Below are 19466 nucleotides of genomic sequence, written 5' to 3'. Positions count from 1 at the left end.
GAACCGATCGATGACCACCGGATCGCTGCTCACCGCCTTGTGCCCGGATCTGCGGACCGCGCTCGTGCGGGCGGGCTACGACGCCGACACCCTGCTCGCGGTGCTCGGCGACGCACACGCGGCACTGGGCCGGTCGGAGCCCGTGCCCGTGCGCAGGGCGGCCCGCGCGGCCGGCGAGCTCGGCACCCTCATCCGCCTGTTGCTGCTCGGCGACGCGCTGCCGGAGCGGGAGGTGGCCGTCGCGCTGGCACCCGTGGACATCGACCGCGCGGTCGCCGCCGGCCTGCTGGAGCGCGACGGCGACGAAGTGCGTGCGGCGCTCGACCTGCGGCCGCTGGACGCGGGCGCGGGGACGCGGTGGGTCCTGTCCGACCTCGACGACTCGATGCGGCGGCGCACGCTGACCGAGGATCACGTCCTCGGCGTCGGCCACGCCTCCCTCTCGCTGCTGCGCGCCACGCCCACCCGGCCGGTGGGCACGGTGCTCGACCTCGGCACCGGGTGCGGCGTGCAGGCGGTGCACGCCGCCTCCTACGCGCGGCGGGTGACCGCCACCGACGTCAACCCCCGCGCGTTGTGGCTGGCCGAGGCCACCGCGGCGCTCAACGAGCTGGACATCGAGCTGGTGGAGGGCTCCTGGTTCGAACCGGTGCGGGGCAGGCGCTTCGACCAAGTGGTGGCGAATCCGCCCTTCGTGGTGGGTCCGGGCCGGGTCGAGCACACCTATCGCGATTCCGGTCTCGCGCTCGATGGCGCGAGCGAGTTGGTCATCTCGCAGGCCGCCGACCTGCTCGCCCCCGGCGGCACCGCCGCGATGCTCGCCGCGTGGGTCCATGTCGACGGCGAGGATTGGCGCGCACGTGTCTCGTCCTGGTTGCCCGCGCACGGTGTGGACGCCTGGGTGGTGCAACGCGATGTGGCCGACCCGGCCCTGTACGTGGGCACCTGGCTGCGCGACGCGGGCGCCGACCCGCGCGATCCCGCCGCGCAGGCCCGCGCGGAGCGCTGGCTGGACGCCTTCGAGGCCGCCGACGTGGCGGGGATCGGATTCGGATTCGTCTACCTGCGCGCCATCGACGGCCCGACCGAACTGCTCGCCGAGGACCTCACCCACGGCTTCGACGATCCGCTCGGGGCGGAGGCCATCCGGTACTTCGAGCGCTCGGCCTGGTTGCGAGCCGTCGCCGGTGACGAAAATCTCGCCTGGTCTTCGCGTTTCGCCGTGGACCCGGCGACCGCGCTGGAGCGGGTGTACCTCCACGGCGCCGAGGGGTGGGCGCCCGAGGTGGCGCGGCTGCATCGCGGTGACGGCCCCCGCTGGCAGCACGAAGTGGATGAGACCACGATCTCGCTGCTGGCGGGAATGCGTCCCGAAGGCCTGCCGTTGTACGAGCTGATCGAACTGCTGGCGCTCGCCCACGGATCCGACGAGGTGGGCGCCGAGTTCGCCGCCGACGCGTTGTCCGTGGTCACCGGGCTGGTACGGCACGGATTGATCAAGCCCGTGTGAGGCAACGGCAGCCGCGCGCCGGCCGGTGCAGGTCCTGGCCGGGGATCGTCCCCGCGCTGCGGCGCTTCTCAGGAACTTCTCAGACGAGAGGGGCGAAAACCGCTGATCAGAGCGGTTTATGCCAGCCGTAACGGGGAACTTTCTCCCTGTCGGGTCCGTTTATCGGAGTGAGACACCACCGACAGGAGGCAAGTCATGACAAGCCCCGCCACCACTCGTGTGCGCACCAGCGATTCGGACCTCGACGCTCAGAGCCCTGCCGCCGACCTGGTACGTGTGTACCTGAACGGGATCGGCCGCACCGCACTGCTCACCGCTGCCGACGAGGTCGAGCTGGCCAAGCGCATCGAGGCGGGCCTCTACGCGCAGTACCTGCTGGAGACCGGCAAGCGACTGTCCGCGTCCCGCAAGCGTGATCTGGCGATCATCGTGCGCGACGGCCAGGCCGCCCGGTCGCATCTGCTCGAAGCCAACCTGCGCCTTGTTGTCTCGCTCGCCAAGCGGTACACCGGCCGCGGCATGCCGCTGCTGGACCTGATCCAAGAGGGCAACCTCGGGTTGATCCGGGCCATGGAGAAGTTCGACTACGCCAAGGGCTTCAAGTTCTCCACCTACGCCACCTGGTGGATCCGGCAGGCCATCACGCGCGGCATGGCCGATCAGAGTCGCACCATCCGCCTGCCCGTCCACCTCGTCGAGCAGGTGAACAAGCTGGCCAGGATCAAGCGCGAACTGCATCAGCAGCTGGGCCGCGAGGCCACCGACGAGGAACTGGCCACCGAATCCGGCATTCCGGTCGACAAGATCTCCGATCTGCTCGACCACAGCCGCGACCCGGTGAGCCTGGACATGCCGGTCGGCAACGACGAAGAGGCCCCGCTGGGCGATTTCATCGAAGACTCCGAGGCCACCTCGGCCGAGTCCGCGGTCATCGCCGGCCTGCTGCACCACGATGTGCGCAGCGTGCTCGCCACCCTCGACGAGCGCGAACAGCAGGTCATCCGGTTGCGTTTCGGCTTGGACGACGGCCAGCCGCGCACGTTGGACCAGATCGGCAAGCTCTTCGGTCTCTCCCGCGAGCGGGTGCGTCAGATCGAACGTGAAGTCATGGCGAAGCTTCGCAAGGGCGAGCGGGCCGACCGGCTCCGCGCTTACGCCAGCTGACCGTCCGGCGCCGGCCGTCTCGAGACAGCGCCGGCGTTCGGCTCGGTGACCCTTCCGCCGGGGTCACCTACCCGCGCCGACCGGTATGCGCGCGTGCCCGTCCCCTCCGGGCGTCGCGCGAGCCGGTCGGCGGTGTCGTATCCCCCGCTTACATCCTTTCTCGGCCTCAGCTCTGGTCCACCGCGATGTCGTATTTCACGGTGTCGCCCTCGACGGAGGTCACCGTCAGCAGCACACCGAGGGTGTCCCCGCCCGCGGTGAGCGTGCAACGCATGGTAGTTCCCTCTTTGCCGGTGAGATCGCCGGGGCAGTCGATCGCGTCGGGTTCCTGACCGACCTTCTCGCTGAGCGAGTTCTTGACCGACTTCTCCAAGTCGGCCTCCTGGACTTTCGGAGTGCCGACGCTGACGGAACACGCGGTGAGCGCCGCCGCGAGCAGCGACAAGAGGGCAACACTGCGAATCTTCATGGCGAGCAGGCCTTTCTTTCGGACGAACGTGCCATCCTTCAGATCGCGGCATCGGCGATCGCCCGTTATCGGACCGCTCCGCTGTGACGTGTGCGAGCCGATGTCGCACCCGCGCCATACTCGGGGCAGTTCGCCCGGTCGATCCCCAGGCCTAACCCAGTCGGCGCGGACCGGTGTCGAAACGGCTGGGCTCCGGACCGATACGGGCGCGCGCGTAGAGGATCTCCGCGGAGGTCGGCGAGGCCAGCACCGGATCGAAGGCCAGTTCCCGCATCTCCGGCAGGTCGTCGAACAGGGCCGAAATGCGCTGCGCCAGTTCGGCGAGCGCGGCTTTGTCCACGCGCGGGCTCGCCGGAGTGCCCGACAGCAACGGCGCGGCCCGCGGCGCGTCGATCAGGGCCGTCGCCTCATCGGCGGTCAACGGCAGCGCGCGGTAGGCGCGGTCGCCGAGCAACTCGATGATCAGGCCTGACAGGCCGAATTCGATCACCGAGCCGAACGACGGGTCGTCCTGCACGCGCAGGATGCAGCCGACGCCTTTGGTGGCCATCCTCTGGATATGCAGCACCGGATCACCGCACAGCTCCGCCAGATCCGCGTATCCCTGCCGGACCGCTTCCGGTCGCCACAGATCGAGGCGGACGCCGGTGAGATCCGGTCTTCGCCGCCACAATTCACCCGTCGCCTTGGCCGCCACCGGATAGCCGAGTTCTTCCGCGGCCGCCACCGCCTCCTCCGCGCTGCGCACCTCGCGGAACTCGACGACCGAAATGCCGTAGCAGGCGAGCAGTTCCACCGTCTCCAGATCGGTGAGCCGGCGACCGCCCGAGCCGGCCATCCAGCCGGCAACCAATCGGCGCGCGCGGTCGGTGTCGATGCCTTCCGGACGCACCACCGGCGAGACCGGCTTGGTTCGCCACTCGGCGTATCGCCGCACCCTGGCCAGCGCCCGGGCCGCGCGTTCCGGATCCGGATACGACGGGATGGAACCGTGCGCCGCCGTGGCGCCGGGACCGCGCACCGCGAGCAGGTTCGGAATGCCCTGCTCGGCGACGAACGTGGTGAGAATCGGCTTCGTCGCCTCGGACACCGCAGCGGCCGCCGCCCGGATCGCGTCGGCGAATCCCGCGGTCGGCAGCGGCACCGGAGGGGCGAAAACGACGATCACGGCGTCTGTCTCGTCCGAGCGCAGCGCCGCGACCAAGGCGTCCAGATACGCGCCCGGCGTCGCCTGCGGGCCGAGGTTGATCGGCTCACCGACCTCGAGGCCTTCCCCCTGGGCCGCGTCGACGGCAAGCCAGTTCAGCGCCGTGCTGTTGCCGACCACCGTCAGCCGCGAGCCGCGCGGCAACGGCTGATAGCCGAGCAGAGCGGCGCAGTCGAACAGTTCGGAGATCGAGTCGACCTGGACGATTCCGGCCTGGGCGAACAGGTCCCGCACGATCGAACGATCCATGTCCCCCGCGGGCTGGGCGACCGAGCGGCCGCTGCTCACCGCGACGATCGGCTTCGTCCGTGCCACCCGGCGCGCGATCCGGGAGAACTTGCGTGGATTGCCGAAACTTTCCAGGTACAGCAGCACCACATCGGTGTCCGGGTCGCTGTCCCAGTACTGCAACAGGTCGTTACCGGAGACGTCGGCGCGGTTTCCAGCCGATACGAATGTCGACAAACCGAGATTGCGGGCAGCCGCCTCCCCCAGAATGGCCGCGCCCAACGGCCCGGACTGGCAGAAGAATCCGATTCGTCCGCGACCGGGCAACACCGTGGCGAGCGTCGCGTTCATGGCGACCGCCGGGTCGGTGTTCGCGATGCCGAGCGCGCTCGGCCCGACCACACGCATGCCGTGACCACGAGCGGCCGCCACGAGTTCGCGTTCGGCCGCCAGCCCCTGCTCACCGGTCTCGCCGAAGCCTGCGGTGAGCACCACGAGTCCTTTGACGCCCTTGGCCATACAGTCGTCGAGCACCGACCCGATCGCCGCGGGCGGCACCGCCACCACGGCGAGATCGACCTCGTCGGGAATCTCCCTGACCGTCGCGTATGCCCGTACCCCGCGCACCGACTTGCGGTTCGGGTTCACCGGGAACACCGGCCCCTGGAACAGGCCCGACAGCAGATTCGCCAGCACCGCCCCGCCGACCCGCCCGGTCGCGGGGGTGGCGCCGATCACCGCCACCGACCGCGGCGTGAGCAGGTTGCCCACGCTGCGCGCCTCCGACGCCCGTTCGCGCGAATCGCGCACCGACAGCAGGGCTTCGGTGGGGTCGATGGCGAACTCGAGATGCAGGACCGACCCGTCCCGGCTGCGCTCGACCTGATAGCCCGCGTCCCGGAAGACCGTCACCATCACGGTGTTCTCCGCGAGTACCTCGGCGACGAAGGTCTCGATCTTGTTCTCGGCGGCGGCGCCGGCCAGATGCTCCAGCAGGATCGAGCCGAGCCCGCGGCCTTGATGGCCGTCCGCGACCACGAACGCGACCTCCGCCGCCCGCGGTCCGTCCCGTTCCAGCAGTTCGTAGCGGCCCACCGCCACGATCGCCTCGCCCAGTTCCAGCACCAGGCCGACCCGGTCGTGATAGTCGACATGGGTGGTGCGATACAGGTCCTTCGGCGAGATGCGCGGATACGGCCCGAAATACCGCAGATACCTCGTGCGATCCGACAGCGCCCCGTGGAACTCCTGCAGCCGCTCGGCATCGTCGGGAATGATCGGGCGCAGCCGGACGACCCCACCGTCGGAGGCGAGCACGTCGGCGAACCAGTGTTGCGGCGGCGGGGGCGGGGCGGCGGGAGTGTCCGCGGTATCGGGGAAGTCAGTCACGAGGATCCTCCGGGTCCAGACCCAGCAACCCGAAAGTCGCTCGGCGGGTGGCCAGCACGGCCGTGTCGACGGCACGCTGGGCGCGATCGACCCGCGCGTCACCGGTCTCACCGGTACCGCCGGGGCCGTCCCATGGACGGTAGGCGACGTCACCGCCGTCGCCCATGGTGAGGGGCGGGTCCGCCCTCGGCACCGCCGCGCGGATCATGTCGCTCCAGTCCGGTGGGATCGCCGTCGCGGGGTCGATGGTGCGGTCCAGCGCGGTGGCCAGCAGGTGGGTCCAGGCCCGCGGCACCACCCGGACCAATCCGTATCCGCCACCGCCCACGGCCAGCCAGCGGCCCTCGGCATAACGGTCGGCGAGCTCGCGCATGGCGCGGAAGGCCGCGCGCTGTCCGTCGACGGTCAGTTCCAGGTCGGCCAGCGGATCTTCGCGATGGCTGTCCACCCCGCACTGGCTGACCACGATCTGCGGGCCGAACGCGGCCACCGCGCCCGGGACCACGGCGTGGAAACCGCGCAGCCACTGCGCGTCCCGGGTACCGGGCAACAACGGCAGGTTGATCGAGGTGCCCTCCGCCGCGCCCACGCCCGTCTCCTCGGGCCAACCGGTGTTGGGCCACAGGGTGGCCGGATGCTGGTGCAGCGAGATGGTCAGCACCCGCGGGTCGGCGTAGAAGGCCCGTTGCACGCCGTCGCCGTGGTGCACGTCCACGTCGATGTAGGCGATGCGGTCGAATCCGTGGTCGAGCAGCCAGGAAATGGCCACCGCCGGATCGTTGTACACGCAGAAGCCCGCCGCCGAATCGGCCATGGCGTGATGCATGCCACCGCCGATGCTCACCGCTCGCGTGGCGCGGCCCTCGGCGATCTCCCTCGCCGCGGCGAGGGTGCCACCGACGATGGTGGACGCGGCCTGGTGCATGCGGGGGAACACCGGATTGTCCGGGGAACCGAGGCCGTAGGGCGGCGCGGCGGGCGAACCCACCGGCGGCACGGCGCGTTCGACCGCGTCGAGGTAGTCGGGGGTGTGGATGCGCAGCAGATCCTGACGGTCGGCCGCGGCGGGTTCGAGCACTTCGACGCCGTCGAGCAAGCCGAGACTCGCCGCCAGCGCCATGGTGAACTTCAGCCGCGCCGGCTGCATCGGGTGCTCCGGAGTCCAGCGATAATCCAGGAACCGCTCGCTCCAGACGACGGTTCCGGTGCGGCTCGTTCCGAGCGGAATCGGCGCCCGAGGTTCGCCGCGCGGTGCAGTGGCCATGATCGCAACGCTAGCGGGAAGCAAGGAACCCCGCGAAACGTTCCTATGCAGTACAAATACAAGAAAGTACGCTCACGGCCGCCTGCCGTGCGCCGATCGGGTTCCCGCGATGTCGCCGGAGGTGTCGTGCGCAGCGTGGAGCGGCACGATCCGGCACACGGGGGTGCCGTCGTGCGTGGGTAGAATTCGTGCCGACGAAGGGGTAACAGGTGAAGGATCTGGTCGACACCACGGAGATGTATCTCCGTACCATCTACGACCTCGAGGAGGAGGGCGTGGTGCCCCTGCGCGCCCGGATCGCCGAGCGCCTCGAACAGAGTGGTCCCACCGTGAGCCAGACCGTCGCGCGCATGGAACGTGACGGTCTGCTGCTGGTCGCCGGCGACCGTCATCTGGAGCTGACCGAGAAGGGGCGCAGCATGGCCGTCGCGGTCATGCGCAAGCACCGGCTGGCCGAACGGCTTCTCGTCGACATCATCGGCCTGGACTGGCAGAACGTGCACGCGGAGGCCTGTCGCTGGGAGCACGTGATGAGCGAGGACGTCGAGCGACGTCTGGTCGAGGTGCTCAACCACCCCACCACCTCCCCGTACGGCAACCCCATCCCCGGCCTGGACGAACTGGGCATCATTCCGCCGGTGACCGCCGACGAGACGCTGCTGCGCCTGTCCGACCTGCCGCACGGCCAGCGGCACGCCGTCGTCGTGCGCAGGCTCGCCGAGCACATCCAGACCGACCCGGAGGTCATCGGCCGCCTGCGCGAGGCGGGCGTGGTGCCCGACGCCCGCGTCACGGTGGAGACGAAGCAGGGTTCGGTGATCATCACCGTGCCCGGCCACGACGGCTTCGAACTGCCCGACGAGATGGCGCACGCCGTTCAGGTGAAGCTGGCCTGACCCATGAAACTTCTCGTCACGGGTGGCGCAGGTTACGTCGGCGGCGTCTGCGCGAAGGTCCTGCTGGAATCCGGCCACGACGTGGTCGTGGTCGACGATCTGTCCACCGGCAATGCCGACGGTGTGCCATCCGGCGCCCGGTTCGTGCAGGGCGACGTGGCCGTCGCCGCGCCCGAACTGCTGGCCGCAGAACCCTTCGACGGCGTGCTGCATTTCGCGGCGCAGTCGCTGGTCGGCGAGTCGGTGCAGCAGCCGGAGAAGTACTGGCACGGCAATGTCGTGAAGACCTTCGAACTGCTGGAGGCGATGCGGCGCACGGGAACGCCGCGACTGGTCTTCTCCTCCACCGCCGCGGTCTACGGGGAGCCGGAGCGGGTGCCGATCACCGAAGATGCCCCTACGCGCCCGACCAATCCGTACGGCGCGTCGAAGCTGGCCATGGACCATGCCATCACCTCCTACGCGGTCGCGCACGGGCTGGCGGCGACCAGCCTGCGCTACTTCAACGTCGCGGGCGCTTATGGCGGCCTCGGTGAGAACCGTGTCGTGGAAACACATCTCATCCCGCTGGTTCTGCAGGTGGCGGCCGGGCATCGCAAGGCGATCTCGGTTTTCGGCACCGATTGGCCCACCGCCGACGGCACCGCGGTTCGCGACTACATCCACATCCGCGACCTCGCTCAGGCCCATCTGCTGGCTCTGGCGACCGCGGAGCCGGGCGCCCATCGGATCTACAACCTCGGCAGCGGCACCGGATTCTCGGTTCGCGAGGTGATCTCGGCGTGCGAGCGCGTCACCGGGCTGCCGATCGCCGCGCAGGACGCGCCCCGCCGTCCCGGCGACCCGGCGACGCTCATCGCGTCCAGCGAACGGGCCATCGCCGAACTCGGCTGGCGGCCCGAGCACAACGATCTCGACGAGATCGTCACCGACGCCTGGGCGTTTCTGCGATCGCTCGGCTCCCGCGCGCACAGCGCGAAATAATCCGCGTACTGCCCGAGTCGGCCCCGCACCGACTCGGGCCGCCGCGACGACATGAGCGCTCCGGAGCCGCAGCGCCGGACGTTCGGACGTAACGCTGCGCGCCGCCACCGCCTCGGTGCCGCGGGCCTGCATATCCGGCTTCACGGTGTCGGTTCCTCGAGATCGACACCGAGCCCAGCGGCGGTTCGGTAGCCGCTGTGCGCGAGGCGACGCAATTGTTCCGGGCGCATGCCCAACCGCAGCGAGGTATCGAGCAGCATCGCCATCGGATGTCCCGGATCCGCCTCCAGCGCGGCTTCCAGCGCGATGCCGGCCAACGGTCCGTCGCCGCGGACGTAAGCGCTGTAGCCGAGCAGGGCGGCGGCCTCGGCCCGATCCGTGCCGGTCAGCGCGCGGGTCAGCGCCGCCCACACCGCCTCCGCGGCGGCGGCGTTGTCGCCGACGGCCAAGGCGAACATCGTGTCGCGCACCGCCCGATCACGCAGGGCTGCGGCGATGTTCGCGAGTTCGGGCGCCAACAGCGCGGCGCCGGATGCGGTGTTGGCGATCTGCCACAGCACATGGTCCAGCGCTTGCCTGCTGTATCCGATCGGATCGCCACGACGCGCGGCGCGCGCATAGCGTTCGCCCGCGCGCGCGAGCGCGTCCGTCAGGTGCGCCGCCACCTCGGCGCGCGCGAGCGGGTCCGGCGCGACCAGATCGGTGAGCTCGGCACGCGAACCGCGGATCGGCCTGCCGTCCAGCACGTGGGTCAGGGTCACCAGGGAAGCCGCGGGATCCCGCAGCACCCCGCGCCGCTGCGGTCCCGCCAAGGACCACCAGCGCTGACCGGCGGCGATCGCGCGCACCGCCCAGACTCCCGCGAGCGCGATATCGCACGCCGCGAGCCGCCTGCCGAGCGAGCCGACCAGCACGTCGAAGCGCCCGGTCGCGCACTCCGACCGATCGGCGCCCGGCTCGACGGCGCGTTCGTCGACGACGACGGCCATGACCTCGGCCGCTTGGTCGTGCGCGCAGATCCGCGCGACCGCGGCCGCCAGCGTCGCACCGCGCACACGCCTGCCGCCGGGTGAATCCAGATCGAACCGCACCGCCGCGTCGACCGTCGCACCGCCGGACGCGGCGGGCCGCAGGACGAGCACGACCACCGACCGTTCCGGGGTGAAGCCGAGCATCGCCGGTACCGCGGCGATCAACTCCGCCGGATCGTCCACGCACACAACGTGATCCGGAACACCGTGAAACTGCGGCGGATCTTCACGGCAACGGGTGTGCCGCGCTCGTCCCCCGAGGTTCCACGCACCTGGTCCGTGCGCCGGCGGGCGCGAAAGCGGGTGCGGCGCGCCGATAGCGGCGGGCACGGCGCCCGGCACCGCGTCGGAAGAATCGCGGCCGGGTGGATGGCCGAGGCCTGAGTCCGGCGGCGACTCCTCACCCGTGCCGGTATGTCCGGCATCGACGGGCTCGGGGGTTCGAAACGGGTTCGCGGAAGTCGTCATGCATCGACCATGCGACTCGGCGGCTGCCGGTCGTCGGCGCCGACCTGGCGATTCCGCCGCCCTGGGGAGACCGCTTCGCGCTGTGCACGAATCGACCGAACACAACGGCGGACCGGTGACCCGTGTCGGAGGCTCCTGCTATCGTGCCGTCGCTACTTTTCGCGCACTTTGCGCACCGCGGTGGCGAACAGAGCGTCCAGCGCCGCGGTATCCGGTTCGCCGTCGGCGAACGACATGTAGGTCACCGAGATTCGCACGTCCCCCTTCTGCGCGACGTGGGTGCGCATGGATTGGGTCAGCCTGGCGCCACCCGACTCCGGTCGCACGGTTCTGCGCAGTGAAAGGGCGTCGTCGGCCTCGATCTGCGGCGGCGAGGCCGGCTCGGACGTCACGGTGGTGGCGGCGCCCGCCCGGTTCACCCGCACCGATCCGCACTGCTCCAGCCGGGCGCGCAGGGTGGCCAACGGCTCGCCGGTGCGAGTCAATTCGACGGTCAGCGTGGCGCGCGTCGCGTCGTCGGTGCCGACCGCCATCGCCGTGTGATCGGGCCCGAAGTCCTGCTGCGGCGGCACGCAGCGGCTGGGCTGGACATTCGCGCCGCGGCCCATGCCGTCCAGGTCACCCGCCGCCTGGGCCACCGCCTCCTGGGGCAGCACCACCGCCGTGTACGGCGCGGGGAACTGGCCCGGATCCGGCAGCAGAGTCGGCAGTTCGGCGCTCACGTGCCGGGTCACCGCGGTGGGCGCCCACGAGACGGGGCGCCCCGGCACCGTCGACCCGCATCCTGCGAGCAGCATCGCGAACACGACGGGCGCCACCCGGCCCAGCCGCACGCGCCTCGAATCCGCCACGGTCACACCCCCACTGTGCCGTACTCCCCGGGTCCGGTCGGCGATGCCACGCCGCCGGGCCGGGAATGCGCGGCCCACCGATGCTGTTGGCTCGGAGTAAGGGTCGGTGTCCGGCCGTGCGCGGTGGCCGCCACGGTATGGGGGACAATGGACACGGTCCCCGGTTCGGACGACTGCTCGTCTCGCGCCACCAGCAGTGGCGAACGATCGAGCAGGCAACCACACTGGCGCGTGAGGCACATGTCCGGGCCGCAGGAGCCGCGCAGGAAGGAGTACGCGATGGACTACGAGTCGCGAATGTACGAATTGGAGTTCCCCGCTCCGCAGCTGTCGTCCGCCGACGGCGCGGGCCCGGTCCTGGTGCACGGGCTGGAAGGTTTCACCGACGCAGGGCATGCGGTGCGGCTGGCGACCACGCACCTGCGCGAAAGTCTGGAAAGCGAGCTGGTCGCCTCGTTCGACGTGGACGAGCTGCTGGACTACCGGTCGCGGCGTCCGCTCATGACGTTCAAGACCGATCATTTTTCCGATTACGCCGAGCCGGAACTCAACCTCTGGGCACTGCGCGACACCGCGGGGACGCCGTTCCTGTTGCTCGCGGGTCTGGAGCCGGACCTACGCTGGGAGAAGTTCACCACCGCGGTGCGGCTGCTCGCCGAACAGCTGGGGGTGCGGCGCAGCATCGGCCTCAGCGCCATTCCCATGGCGATTCCGCACACCCGCCCGCTGGGCGTGACCGCGCACTCCTCCAACCGCGACCTGATCTCCGAGCACCAGCGGTGGCCGGGCGAGCTCCAGGTTCCCGGCAGCGCGTCGTCGCTGCTGGAATTCCGCATGGCGCAGCACGGTCACGAGTCGGTCGGCTTCTCGGTGCACGTGCCGCACTACCTGGCGCAGACCGCCTATCCGGAGGCCGCGCAGACACTGCTGGAGAACGTCGCCGACAACGCGGGCCTGGAGTTCCCGCTGGCCGCGCTCGGCGAGGCCGCCGCCAGGGTGCGCGAACAGGTCAACGAGCACATCGCGGGCAACGTCGAGGTGGAGACCGTCGTGCACGCGCTGGAGCGGCAGTACGACAGCTTCGTCACCGCCCAGGAGCGGCAGTCGAGCCTGCTGGTGGGTGACGGCGAGCTGCCCAGCGGCGACGAACTCGGCGCCGAGTTCGAGCGTTTCCTCGCCGAGCAGAGCCGCTATCAGGGCGACGACGAGGGCGATCAGGACTGACCCGGCCCGGCCGCCGGATCCGGATCGCCCCTGCACGCGTGCCCGCGGACGAGGCCGTAGGGTGGTCGGAGTGGATCTGACCGAACTGCTCGACATCCCGGGGACCGACGCCGACGCGCTCTACGAGTCGTTCGGCATGTGGGCCGCCGAGCAGGGCACCCCGCTCTACCCCGCGCAGGACGAGGCGCTGCTCGAGTTGGCGTCCGGATCCAACGTCATCCTCGCCACGCCAACCGGTTCCGGTAAGTCACTCGTCGCGGTCGGCGCGCATCTGTTCGCCCTCACCCAAGGACGGCGCACTTATTACACGGCCCCGATCAAGGCCCTGGTGAGCGAGAAGTTCTTCGCTCTCTGCGATGTCTTCGGGGCCGAACGCGTCGGTATGGTCACCGGCGACGCGGCGGTCAACCCGGAGGCGCCGATCATCTGCGCCACGGCGGAGATCCTGGCCAACCTGGCGCTGCGCGAGGGGGCCGACGCGGATGTGGGCCAAGTCGTGATGGACGAATTCCACTTCTATGCCGACCCCGATCGGGGATGGGCCTGGCAGGTCCCGCTGCTGGAGCTTCCCCGCGCCCAGTTCCTGCTCATGTCGGCCACCCTCGGGGAGGTCGATTTCTTCGCCCGTGATTTGGAGCGCAGGACCGGCCGCTCCACCGCGATCGTCGCGGGCACCGAGCGCCCCGTGCCCCTGACCTTCTCCTACGCGCGCACCCCCATCACCGAGACGCTCGAAGAGCTGGTCACCACCCACCAGGCCCCGGTGTACGTCGTGCATTTCACCCAGGCCGCCGCGCTCGAGCGCGCGCAGGCGCTGACGAGCGTGAATTTCGCGACGCGCGCCGAGAAGGACGCGATCGCCGAGGCGCTGGGCGAGTTCCGGTTCGCCGCCGGTTTCGGCAAGACGCTGTCGCGGCTGATCCGGCACGGCATCGGCGTGCATCACGCGGGCATGCTGCCGAAGTACCGGCGGCTGGTGGAGCGCTTGGCCCAGGACGGCCTGCTGAAGGTGGTCTGCGGCACCGACACCCTCGGCGTCGGCATCAACGTGCCCATCCGAACGGTGCTGCTCACGGGGCTGACCAAGTTCGACGGCGTGCGCACCCGCAGGCTCAAGGCGCGCGAGTTCCACCAGATCGCCGGCCGCGCGGGCCGGGCGGGTTACGACACCATGGGCACCGTCGTCGTGCAGGCTCCCGAGCACGAGGTGGAGAACACCCGCCTGCTGGCCAAGGCGGGCGACGATCCCAAGAAGCAGCGCAAGGTGCAGCGGCGCAAACCGCCGGAAGGCTTCGTCTCCTGGAGCGAGGAGACCTTCGACCGCTTGGTCGCCGCGCAGCCCGAGCCGATGGTGTCGCGTTTCACGGTCACCAACGCCATGCTGCTGAACGTGATCGCCCGGCCGGGGAACTGCTTCACCGCTATGCGCCATCTGCTCGAGGACAACCACGAGCCGCGTCCCGCCCAGCGCAAGCACATTCTGCGCGCCATCCGGCTGTATCGCGCGCTGCGTGATGCGGGGGTGGTGCAGCAACTGCCGGAACCCGACACGCAGGGCCGTCGCGCCCGCCTCACCGTCGACCTGCAGCGCGACTTCGCCCTCGACCAGCCGCTGTCGCCGTTCGCACTGGCCGCGCTGGACCTGCTGGACAAACAGTCCCCGAGTTATACCCTCGACGTGGTGTCGCTCATCGAATCCACGCTGGAGGATCCGCGCCAGCTGCTGATGGCCCAGCAGCACAAGGCGCGCGGCGAGGCGATCGCCGAGATGAAGGCCGACGGCATCGACTACGACGAGCGCATGGAGCTGCTCGAAGAGGTGACCTGGCCCAAGCCGCTGGCCGAGCTGATCGAACCGGCCTACGAGACCTACCGCGCCGGTCATCCCTGGGTCTCCGAGTTCGCGCCCGCGCCGAAATCGGTGGTGCGCGACATGATCGAGCGCGCCATGACCTTCGCCGAGCTGATCTCCTTCTACGAGCTGGCCCGCTCCGAGGGCGTGGTGCTGCGCTACCTCGCCGACGCCTATCGCGCGCTGCGGCGCACCGTGCCGGAGTCGGCCCGCACCGAGGAGCTCGACGACATCACCGAGTGGCTCGGCGAGCTTGTGCGGCAAGTCGATTCGAGCCTGCTCGACGAGTGGGAGCAACTGACCAACCCGGGCGCGGAGACCGACGCCGACCAGATCGCGTTCGGCGCCGAGACCGTCCGCCCGATCTCGGCGAACGAACGCGCCTTCCGGGTGATGGTGCGCAACGCGATGTTCCGGCGGGTCGAACTGGCGGCGCTGCGGCGCTGGGACGAGCTGGCCGGACTCGGCCCCGGCCCGGACTGGCCGGAAGCGCTCGCGGACTACTACGCGGAATACGAGCGCATCGGCACGGGCCCCGACGCGAGGGGCCCGCAACTGTTCCAAGTGGAACGAAGACCCGGATTCTGGCACGTGCGGCAGGTGCTGGACGACCCGGCGGGCGACCACGGCTGGTCGATCGACGCGGTGGTCGATCTCGCCGAGTCCGACGCCGCGGGCGAGGTCGTCTTCGACGACGTCACCGTGTCCGCCGGCTGAGCCCGCACCGCGTACCGGCCCCCTGTCCCCGCAGGTCAGCGGCTTCTTCGTACCGGAAGGACGGGGTTGCGCGATCAGGTGGCGAATCCAGGTTTCGACGGATTCGTTTCTGGGTAGAGGCCGCTGATACTCTCTCCCCCGCTGCCGAAGCGAAAGATCAACTATGCCCGAATCGCCGTACCTTGTCATCCATCCCGAGCGGGTCCGCCGGAATTACCGCGCGCTCGAGGCCGCCCTGTCCCCTGGCACGGGCGCGCGGACGAGGATCCGTTTCGCCGTGAAGGCGAGCCCCGTGCCGGAGATCGTGCGCCTGCTCGACGAGGAAGGCGCGGAATTCGACGTCGCGAGCATCGGTGAGATCGACCTGTGCCTCGGGCTGGGCGTGGCGCCGGAGCGGCTGTGCTACGGCAACCCGATCAAGAAGGCCGCGCACATCGCCCGCGCCTACGCCATCGGGGTGCGCCGTTTCGCCTTCGACACCGAGGACGACCTGCTGCGCATCGCCGAGCACGCGCCGGGCTCGGAGGTGGAGTGCCGGTTCCTCGCCTCGGCCCCGGAGTCGCGTACCCCGTTCGGCGCGAAGTTCGGCTGCAGTCCCGGCGAGGCGTTCCGGCTGCTGGTCCGGGCCAGGGATCTGGGCCTCGTGGTCGCAGGGCCGTACTTCCACGTCGGCTCGCAGCAACTGGACCCCACCGCGTGGCGGATCGGCATCGAACAGGCGGGCCGGATCGCCGAGGCGCTGGCCGACAAGGACATCTCGGTCGGCTCGGTGAACATCGGCGGCGGATTGCCGATCTCCTACGCCGACCCGGCGCCCGCGCTGGATGAGATCGCCGCGGTGGTCAACCACGCCGCGGCCGAATTCCTTTCCGGGAGCACCGGATTGGTCGTCGAACCGGGCCGGGCGCTGGTCGGTTCGGCGGGCACGATTCACGCCGAGGTCGTCGGCGTCCGCACCGCGCCGGACGGCAGGCGCTGGGTATATCTCGACATCGGCCGCTACAACGGCATGGCCGAGACCGAGAACGAGTACATCGCCTACCGGTTCGTCACGGATCGGGACGGCGACCCCGTCGACGAGGCGGTGGTGGCCGGTCCGACCTGCGACGGCGACGATGTACTGTATCAACGCACGCGAGTCCTCCTACCGACCACGTTGCGAGCCGGTGATCGCGTTCGAATCCTCGACACCGGCGCCTATACCGCGAGTTATTCGTCGGTGTCCTTCAATGGTTTTCCGCCCTTGACCGTTCATGTCTCGGGCGCTGAGCGAGAGTGAGTTTGCCCATGACGGCGGAATTCACCGGTTGGCATGTGCTGGCCGAGTTCGGTGGTGTCGACGCAGCCCTCTGCGACGATCTCGAACGACTCGAATCGGCGTTGCGTGAGTCTCTGATCGCGGCGGGCGTCACCATCTGCGATGTCGTACACAAGAAGTTCGAACCGCAGGGGGTGACCGTCCTCGCGCTGTTGTCGGAGTCCCACGCCTCGATTCACACTTATCCGGAGTCCGGCGACATCTTCGTCGACGTCTTCACCTGCGGCAGCATCGGCGCCGGCGCCTCCAAGGCGGTCGAGCTACTGCGAGACGCGTTGGCGCCCAAGGATGTTCGCATGCAGGTCATCCGCAGGGGACACGGCGGTCAGCGGATCGAGGAGCCGGTGGGGGCGGGCCTGACCCGCATCTGGGATCTGCACGAGGTGATCGTCGACACCAACACCCCCTTCCAGCACATGGTCATCGCGCGGACCGAGCAGGGCATCAGTCTGTTCTCCGACGACGACCGCCAGTCCACCGAGTTCTCCCAGCTCACCTACCACGAGGCGATGATGGTGCCCGCCTTCGTGCTGGCCGAGAAGCTGGACAAGGTGCTGATCATCGGCTCCGGCGAAGGCGTGGCCAGCCAGATGTCGGTCGCCGCGGGCGCCACCCTCGTCGATCATGTGGACATCGACCAGCTCGAGGTCGAGTTGTGCGCCGAGCACCTGCCCTACGGCTACACCAGCGACGAACTGGCCGCCGCCGTCAAGGGCGAGGGCCCGATCAAGGTGCACTACGCCGACGGCTGGGATTTCCTGGCCGAGGCCGAGCGCGCGGGCACCCGCTACGACGTCGTCGTGATCGATCTGCCGGACGAGCGCGTCGAGGACGCGCAGCACAACCGCCTCTACGAGGCGGAGTTCCTGTCGCGATGTCGTGCACTGCTCGCACCCGGCGGCGTGCTGTGCGCCCAGGCCGGCTGCGCGACCATGTGGCGCAACGAGACGCTGAAGCGGTCCTGGCAGCGTTTCCACGAGCAGTTCGGCACCGTGGTGCACTACGGCAGCGACGAGCACGAATGGTCGTTCCTGTTCGGCCTGGTCGACCGGATCGACGACCCGGTGGGCGGGATGACCGATCGCCTGGCCCGGCTGCCCTACAAGCCCGAGACCATCGACGCCAGGGCGCTGGTGCGCGGCGCCATCGAACCGCACGCGCTGCGGGTCCAGTGATGCCCGAATGCGCCGGCTCCGGATCCCGGGACCGGCGCATTCGCTACAGCGGTGTCGCGAGACACGCGGCGACCGTCGTCATGACGGCACGGTAGGTCAGGACGGCGACGACCGCTGCTGCTCGCGCCACTGTTCGACGTCGACCCCGCCGACGCCCCAGTTCGACAGCGCGACTTCATCGATCACGACGTAAGTGCTCGCGGGCGATTTGCCGAGCACGTCGTGCAGCAGATCCGTGACACCCTTGATCAGGCGCGCCTTCTGCTCGCGGGTCACGCCTTCGTCGGTGACTTTGATGTTGACGTAAGGCATTTCAGGCCGCCCTTCCAGAGATGAACCCGCCGTCGACGGGGAGGATGTGTCCGGTGGTGAAGGCCGCGTCGGCGAGATACAACACCGCGGCCGTCGTTTCGGCGACTTCGCCGATGCGGTTCAACAGGGCGAGCCTGCCCGATGCCCGCTCGTCGCCGTCGCCGAACAGCGGCGTGCGGATGATGCCGGGCGCGACCGCGTTGACCCGGATGCCGTCGGCGGCGAGTTCGGCGGCCAGAGCGGTGGTCAGCGCGTGGATACCGCCTTTGCTGACCAAGGCCGCGGAGGCGGGCAACCCGGCGAGGGCGTGATCGATCAGCACGGTGCCGATGTTCACGATGCTGCCGCCGCCGGCTCGGGTGAGAAACTGCCGCACCACGGCCTGCGTGGTGAAGTAGGTGCCTTTGAGGTTGCCGGTCAGATACACGTCCAGGTCCTGCTCGGTGACCTCGACGAACGGTTTGGCTCCGAAGACGCCCGCGTTGTTGACCAGCACGTCCACACCGCCGAACCGCTCCACCGCGACGCGCACCAAGGCCGCTCCGGTCGCGGCGCCGATATCGCCCGGCACCGCGGCCACTTGCTCCGGCGCACCGAGTTCGGCGGCCACCCGGGTCAGTTTGTCCGCGTCTCGGCCGTTGAGCACGACGTTGTCGCCGCGTGCCACGAACGCCCGCGCGATATCGCGCCCGATCCCGCTGGAGGAACCGGTCACGATGACGGTCTTCGCCATAGTCATCCCTTCTTCTATACGACCGGTCGTCTTGGAACAGGCAGCCGAAGACGCCGGACAGTCGTTGCGCCCGGATTCAGGGCAGGAAATAGTCGCCCAACAGGCGATCGAGACACTTGCGCAGCGGCGTGAGGGTGCGCTCCATCTTCATCCTGATCACCGCCCCTTCCCAGGATTCGAGCAGCAGATCGGCCAGTTCGACCGCCTCGATATCGGCACGGATCATGCCGAGGCGCTGGCCCTGCGCGAGTTGCTCGGCGACGCGATCGCGCCAGGCCAGCCACGCCGCCGACAGCGATTCCCGCAGCAGCTCACTGCCTTCCAGCTCGCCCCCGAGATTCGCGATGAGACAACCGCCGGTGAAATCGGCCGCGACGAAGTCGTCCATCAGCCGCCCGAAGAATGCCAGCAATCCGCTCACCGGGTCCGGCGCCGAACCGAACGCCTCGGTGAGATTTCGCTGCACGCACACGGAGTGATGCTCGATGATGGCGCGGCCGAAGCTCTCCTTGCTGTCGAAGTAGTTGTAGAACGAGCCCTTCGGCACACCCACCTTGTCCAGGATCTGTTTGATCCCGGTGCCGTGATAGCCGTTCGTCAGGAACCCGGCGGCCCCTTCTTCGACCAGAAGTCGCCGGGTGTCCTCGCTGCGTCGCGGTCGCGCCATGCGCTTA

At 69.6% G+C, this 19466-nt stretch carries 16 protein-coding genes; 8 read left to right on the top strand and 8 right to left on the bottom strand.

The window, feature by feature from the left end; genetic code table 11:
• Window positions 1–10 precede the first annotated feature (10 nt).
• Window positions 11–1510: a DUF7782 domain-containing protein gene (locus U3653_RS23515; RefSeq protein WP_195082208.1), complete on the top strand. Its 1500-nt coding sequence runs from the start codon at window positions 11–13 to the stop codon at window positions 1508–1510.
• Window positions 1511–1705: 195 nt separating this feature from the next.
• The gene (locus U3653_RS23510) at window positions 1706–2674 is read left to right on the top strand and encodes a sigma-70 family RNA polymerase sigma factor (RefSeq protein WP_063021056.1); all 969 of its coding nucleotides are present in this window, start codon (window positions 1706–1708) and stop codon (window positions 2672–2674) included.
• A gap of 166 nt (window positions 2675–2840) precedes the next feature.
• On the opposite strand, the gene U3653_RS23505 is transcribed toward U3653_RS23510, so the two are convergent.
• The 3 genes from U3653_RS23505 to U3653_RS23495 form a co-directional block, all read right to left on the bottom strand.
• Window positions 2841–3143, bottom strand: a complete 303-nt coding sequence (locus tag U3653_RS23505) for a DUF4333 domain-containing protein (protein WP_195082207.1) — start codon at window positions 3141–3143, stop codon at window positions 2841–2843.
• A 151-nt stretch (window positions 3144–3294) separates the two neighbouring features.
• The gene (locus U3653_RS23500; RefSeq protein ID WP_195082206.1) at window positions 3295–5967 is read right to left on the bottom strand and encodes a bifunctional acetate--CoA ligase family protein/GNAT family N-acetyltransferase; all 2673 of its coding nucleotides are present in this window, start codon (window positions 5965–5967) and stop codon (window positions 3295–3297) included.
• Window positions 5960–7231: an acetoin utilization protein AcuC gene (locus U3653_RS23495; protein WP_195082205.1), complete on the bottom strand. Its 1272-nt coding sequence runs from the start codon at window positions 7229–7231 to the stop codon at window positions 5960–5962. Before U3653_RS23495 ends, U3653_RS23500 begins: the two co-directional genes overlap by 8 nt.
• A gap of 209 nt (window positions 7232–7440) precedes the next feature.
• On the opposite strand from U3653_RS23495, the gene U3653_RS23490 reads away from it, so the two are divergent.
• Both U3653_RS23490 and galE read left to right on the top strand, forming a co-directional pair.
• Window positions 7441–8127 carry an iron-dependent transcriptional repressor DtxR gene (locus U3653_RS23490; RefSeq protein WP_195082204.1) on the top strand — a complete coding sequence of 229 codons (687 nt, stop codon included), beginning with the start codon at window positions 7441–7443 and terminating at the stop codon, window positions 8125–8127.
• A 3-nt stretch (window positions 8128–8130) separates the two neighbouring features.
• A complete protein-coding gene (galE, locus tag U3653_RS23485) occupies window positions 8131–9111 on the top strand; it encodes a UDP-glucose 4-epimerase GalE (RefSeq protein WP_195082203.1) in 981 nt (326 codons plus the stop codon).
• A gap of 140 nt (window positions 9112–9251) precedes the next feature.
• Here the strand turns inward: galE and U3653_RS23480 are convergent, their stop codons facing one another.
• Together U3653_RS23480 and U3653_RS23475 are read right to left on the bottom strand one after the other, a co-directional pair.
• Window positions 9252–10325 carry a DUF4192 domain-containing protein gene (locus U3653_RS23480; RefSeq protein ID WP_323124432.1) on the bottom strand — a complete coding sequence of 358 codons (1074 nt, stop codon included), beginning with the start codon at window positions 10323–10325 and terminating at the stop codon, window positions 9252–9254.
• 437 nt (window positions 10326–10762) lie between these two features.
• A complete protein-coding gene (locus U3653_RS23475; RefSeq protein ID WP_323124433.1) occupies window positions 10763–11467 on the bottom strand; it encodes a sensor domain-containing protein in 705 nt (234 codons plus the stop codon).
• 273 nt (window positions 11468–11740) lie between these two features.
• Here U3653_RS23475 and U3653_RS23470 point away from each other — a divergent pair, with 273 nt between their 5' ends.
• The 4 genes from U3653_RS23470 (at window position 11741) to speD (ending at window position 17747) form a co-directional block, all read left to right on the top strand.
• Entirely contained in the window at window positions 11741–12685 is a 945-nt protein-coding gene (locus U3653_RS23470; RefSeq protein WP_195082200.1) for a PAC2 family protein, read from the top strand.
• A gap of 70 nt (window positions 12686–12755) precedes the next feature.
• Window positions 12756–15254, top strand: coding sequence for a DEAD/DEAH box helicase (locus U3653_RS23465; protein WP_195082199.1), 2499 nt, complete (start codon window positions 12756–12758; stop codon window positions 15252–15254).
• A 163-nt stretch (window positions 15255–15417) separates the two neighbouring features.
• Complete coding sequence (locus tag U3653_RS23460) at window positions 15418–16533, top strand: type III PLP-dependent enzyme (RefSeq protein WP_195082198.1); 1116 nt, start codon at window positions 15418–15420, stop codon at window positions 16531–16533.
• 8 nt (window positions 16534–16541) lie between these two features.
• Entirely contained in the window at window positions 16542–17747 is a 1206-nt protein-coding gene (gene speD / locus U3653_RS23455; RefSeq protein WP_195082197.1) for an adenosylmethionine decarboxylase, read from the top strand.
• 96 nt (window positions 17748–17843) lie between these two features.
• Here the strand turns inward: speD and U3653_RS23450 are convergent, their stop codons facing one another.
• From U3653_RS23450 to U3653_RS23440, 3 genes are all read right to left on the bottom strand, one after another.
• On the bottom strand, window positions 17844–18059 hold the full coding sequence (locus tag U3653_RS23450) for a tautomerase family protein (protein ID WP_195082196.1): 216 nt from the start codon (window positions 18057–18059) through the stop codon (window positions 17844–17846).
• Window position 18060: 1 nt separating this feature from the next.
• Window positions 18061–18798, bottom strand: coding sequence for an SDR family NAD(P)-dependent oxidoreductase (locus tag U3653_RS23445; RefSeq protein ID WP_195082195.1), 738 nt, complete (start codon window positions 18796–18798; stop codon window positions 18061–18063).
• Between the two features lie 70 nt (window positions 18799–18868).
• Entirely contained in the window at window positions 18869–19459 is a 591-nt protein-coding gene (locus U3653_RS23440) for a TetR family transcriptional regulator C-terminal domain-containing protein (RefSeq protein ID WP_195082194.1), read from the bottom strand.
• Window positions 19460–19466: the final 7 nt, after the last annotated feature.

Origin of the sequence: Nocardia implantans (genome assembly GCF_035544775.1) — a bacterium.
GTDB classification, from domain to species: Bacteria; Actinomycetota; Actinomycetes; order Mycobacteriales; family Mycobacteriaceae; genus Nocardia; species Nocardia implantans.
This window is presented reverse-complemented; position numbering and strand designations above follow the sequence as displayed.

What these genes read in the sequence shown, in the direction of transcription:
- U3653_RS23470 (WP_195082200.1), top strand. Translation starts at nt 11,741, where the DNA reads ATGGACTACGAGTCGCGAATGTACGAATTGGAGTTCCCCGCTCCGCAG.
- speD (WP_195082197.1), top strand. Translation starts at nt 16,542, where the DNA reads ATGACGGCGGAATTCACCGGTTGGCATGTGCTGGCCGAGTTCGGTGGT.
- U3653_RS23445 (WP_195082195.1), bottom strand. Translation starts at nt 18,798, where the DNA reads ATGACTATGGCGAAGACCGTCATCGTGACCGGTTCCTCCAGCGGGATC.
- U3653_RS23460 (WP_195082198.1), top strand. Translation starts at nt 15,418, where the DNA reads ATGCCCGAATCGCCGTACCTTGTCATCCATCCCGAGCGGGTCCGCCGG.
- galE (WP_195082203.1), top strand. Translation starts at nt 8,131, where the DNA reads ATGAAACTTCTCGTCACGGGTGGCGCAGGTTACGTCGGCGGCGTCTGC.
- U3653_RS23440 (WP_195082194.1), bottom strand. Translation starts at nt 19,459, where the DNA reads ATGGCGCGACCGCGACGCAGCGAGGACACCCGGCGACTTCTGGTCGAA.
- U3653_RS23510 (WP_063021056.1), top strand. Translation starts at nt 1,706, where the DNA reads ATGACAAGCCCCGCCACCACTCGTGTGCGCACCAGCGATTCGGACCTC.
- U3653_RS23505 (WP_195082207.1), bottom strand. Translation starts at nt 3,143, where the DNA reads ATGAAGATTCGCAGTGTTGCCCTCTTGTCGCTGCTCGCGGCGGCGCTC.
- U3653_RS23515 (WP_195082208.1), top strand. Translation starts at nt 11, where the DNA reads ATGACCACCGGATCGCTGCTCACCGCCTTGTGCCCGGATCTGCGGACC.
- U3653_RS23450 (WP_195082196.1), bottom strand. Translation starts at nt 18,059, where the DNA reads ATGCCTTACGTCAACATCAAAGTCACCGACGAAGGCGTGACCCGCGAG.
- U3653_RS23495 (WP_195082205.1), bottom strand. Translation starts at nt 7,231, where the DNA reads ATGGCCACTGCACCGCGCGGCGAACCTCGGGCGCCGATTCCGCTCGGA.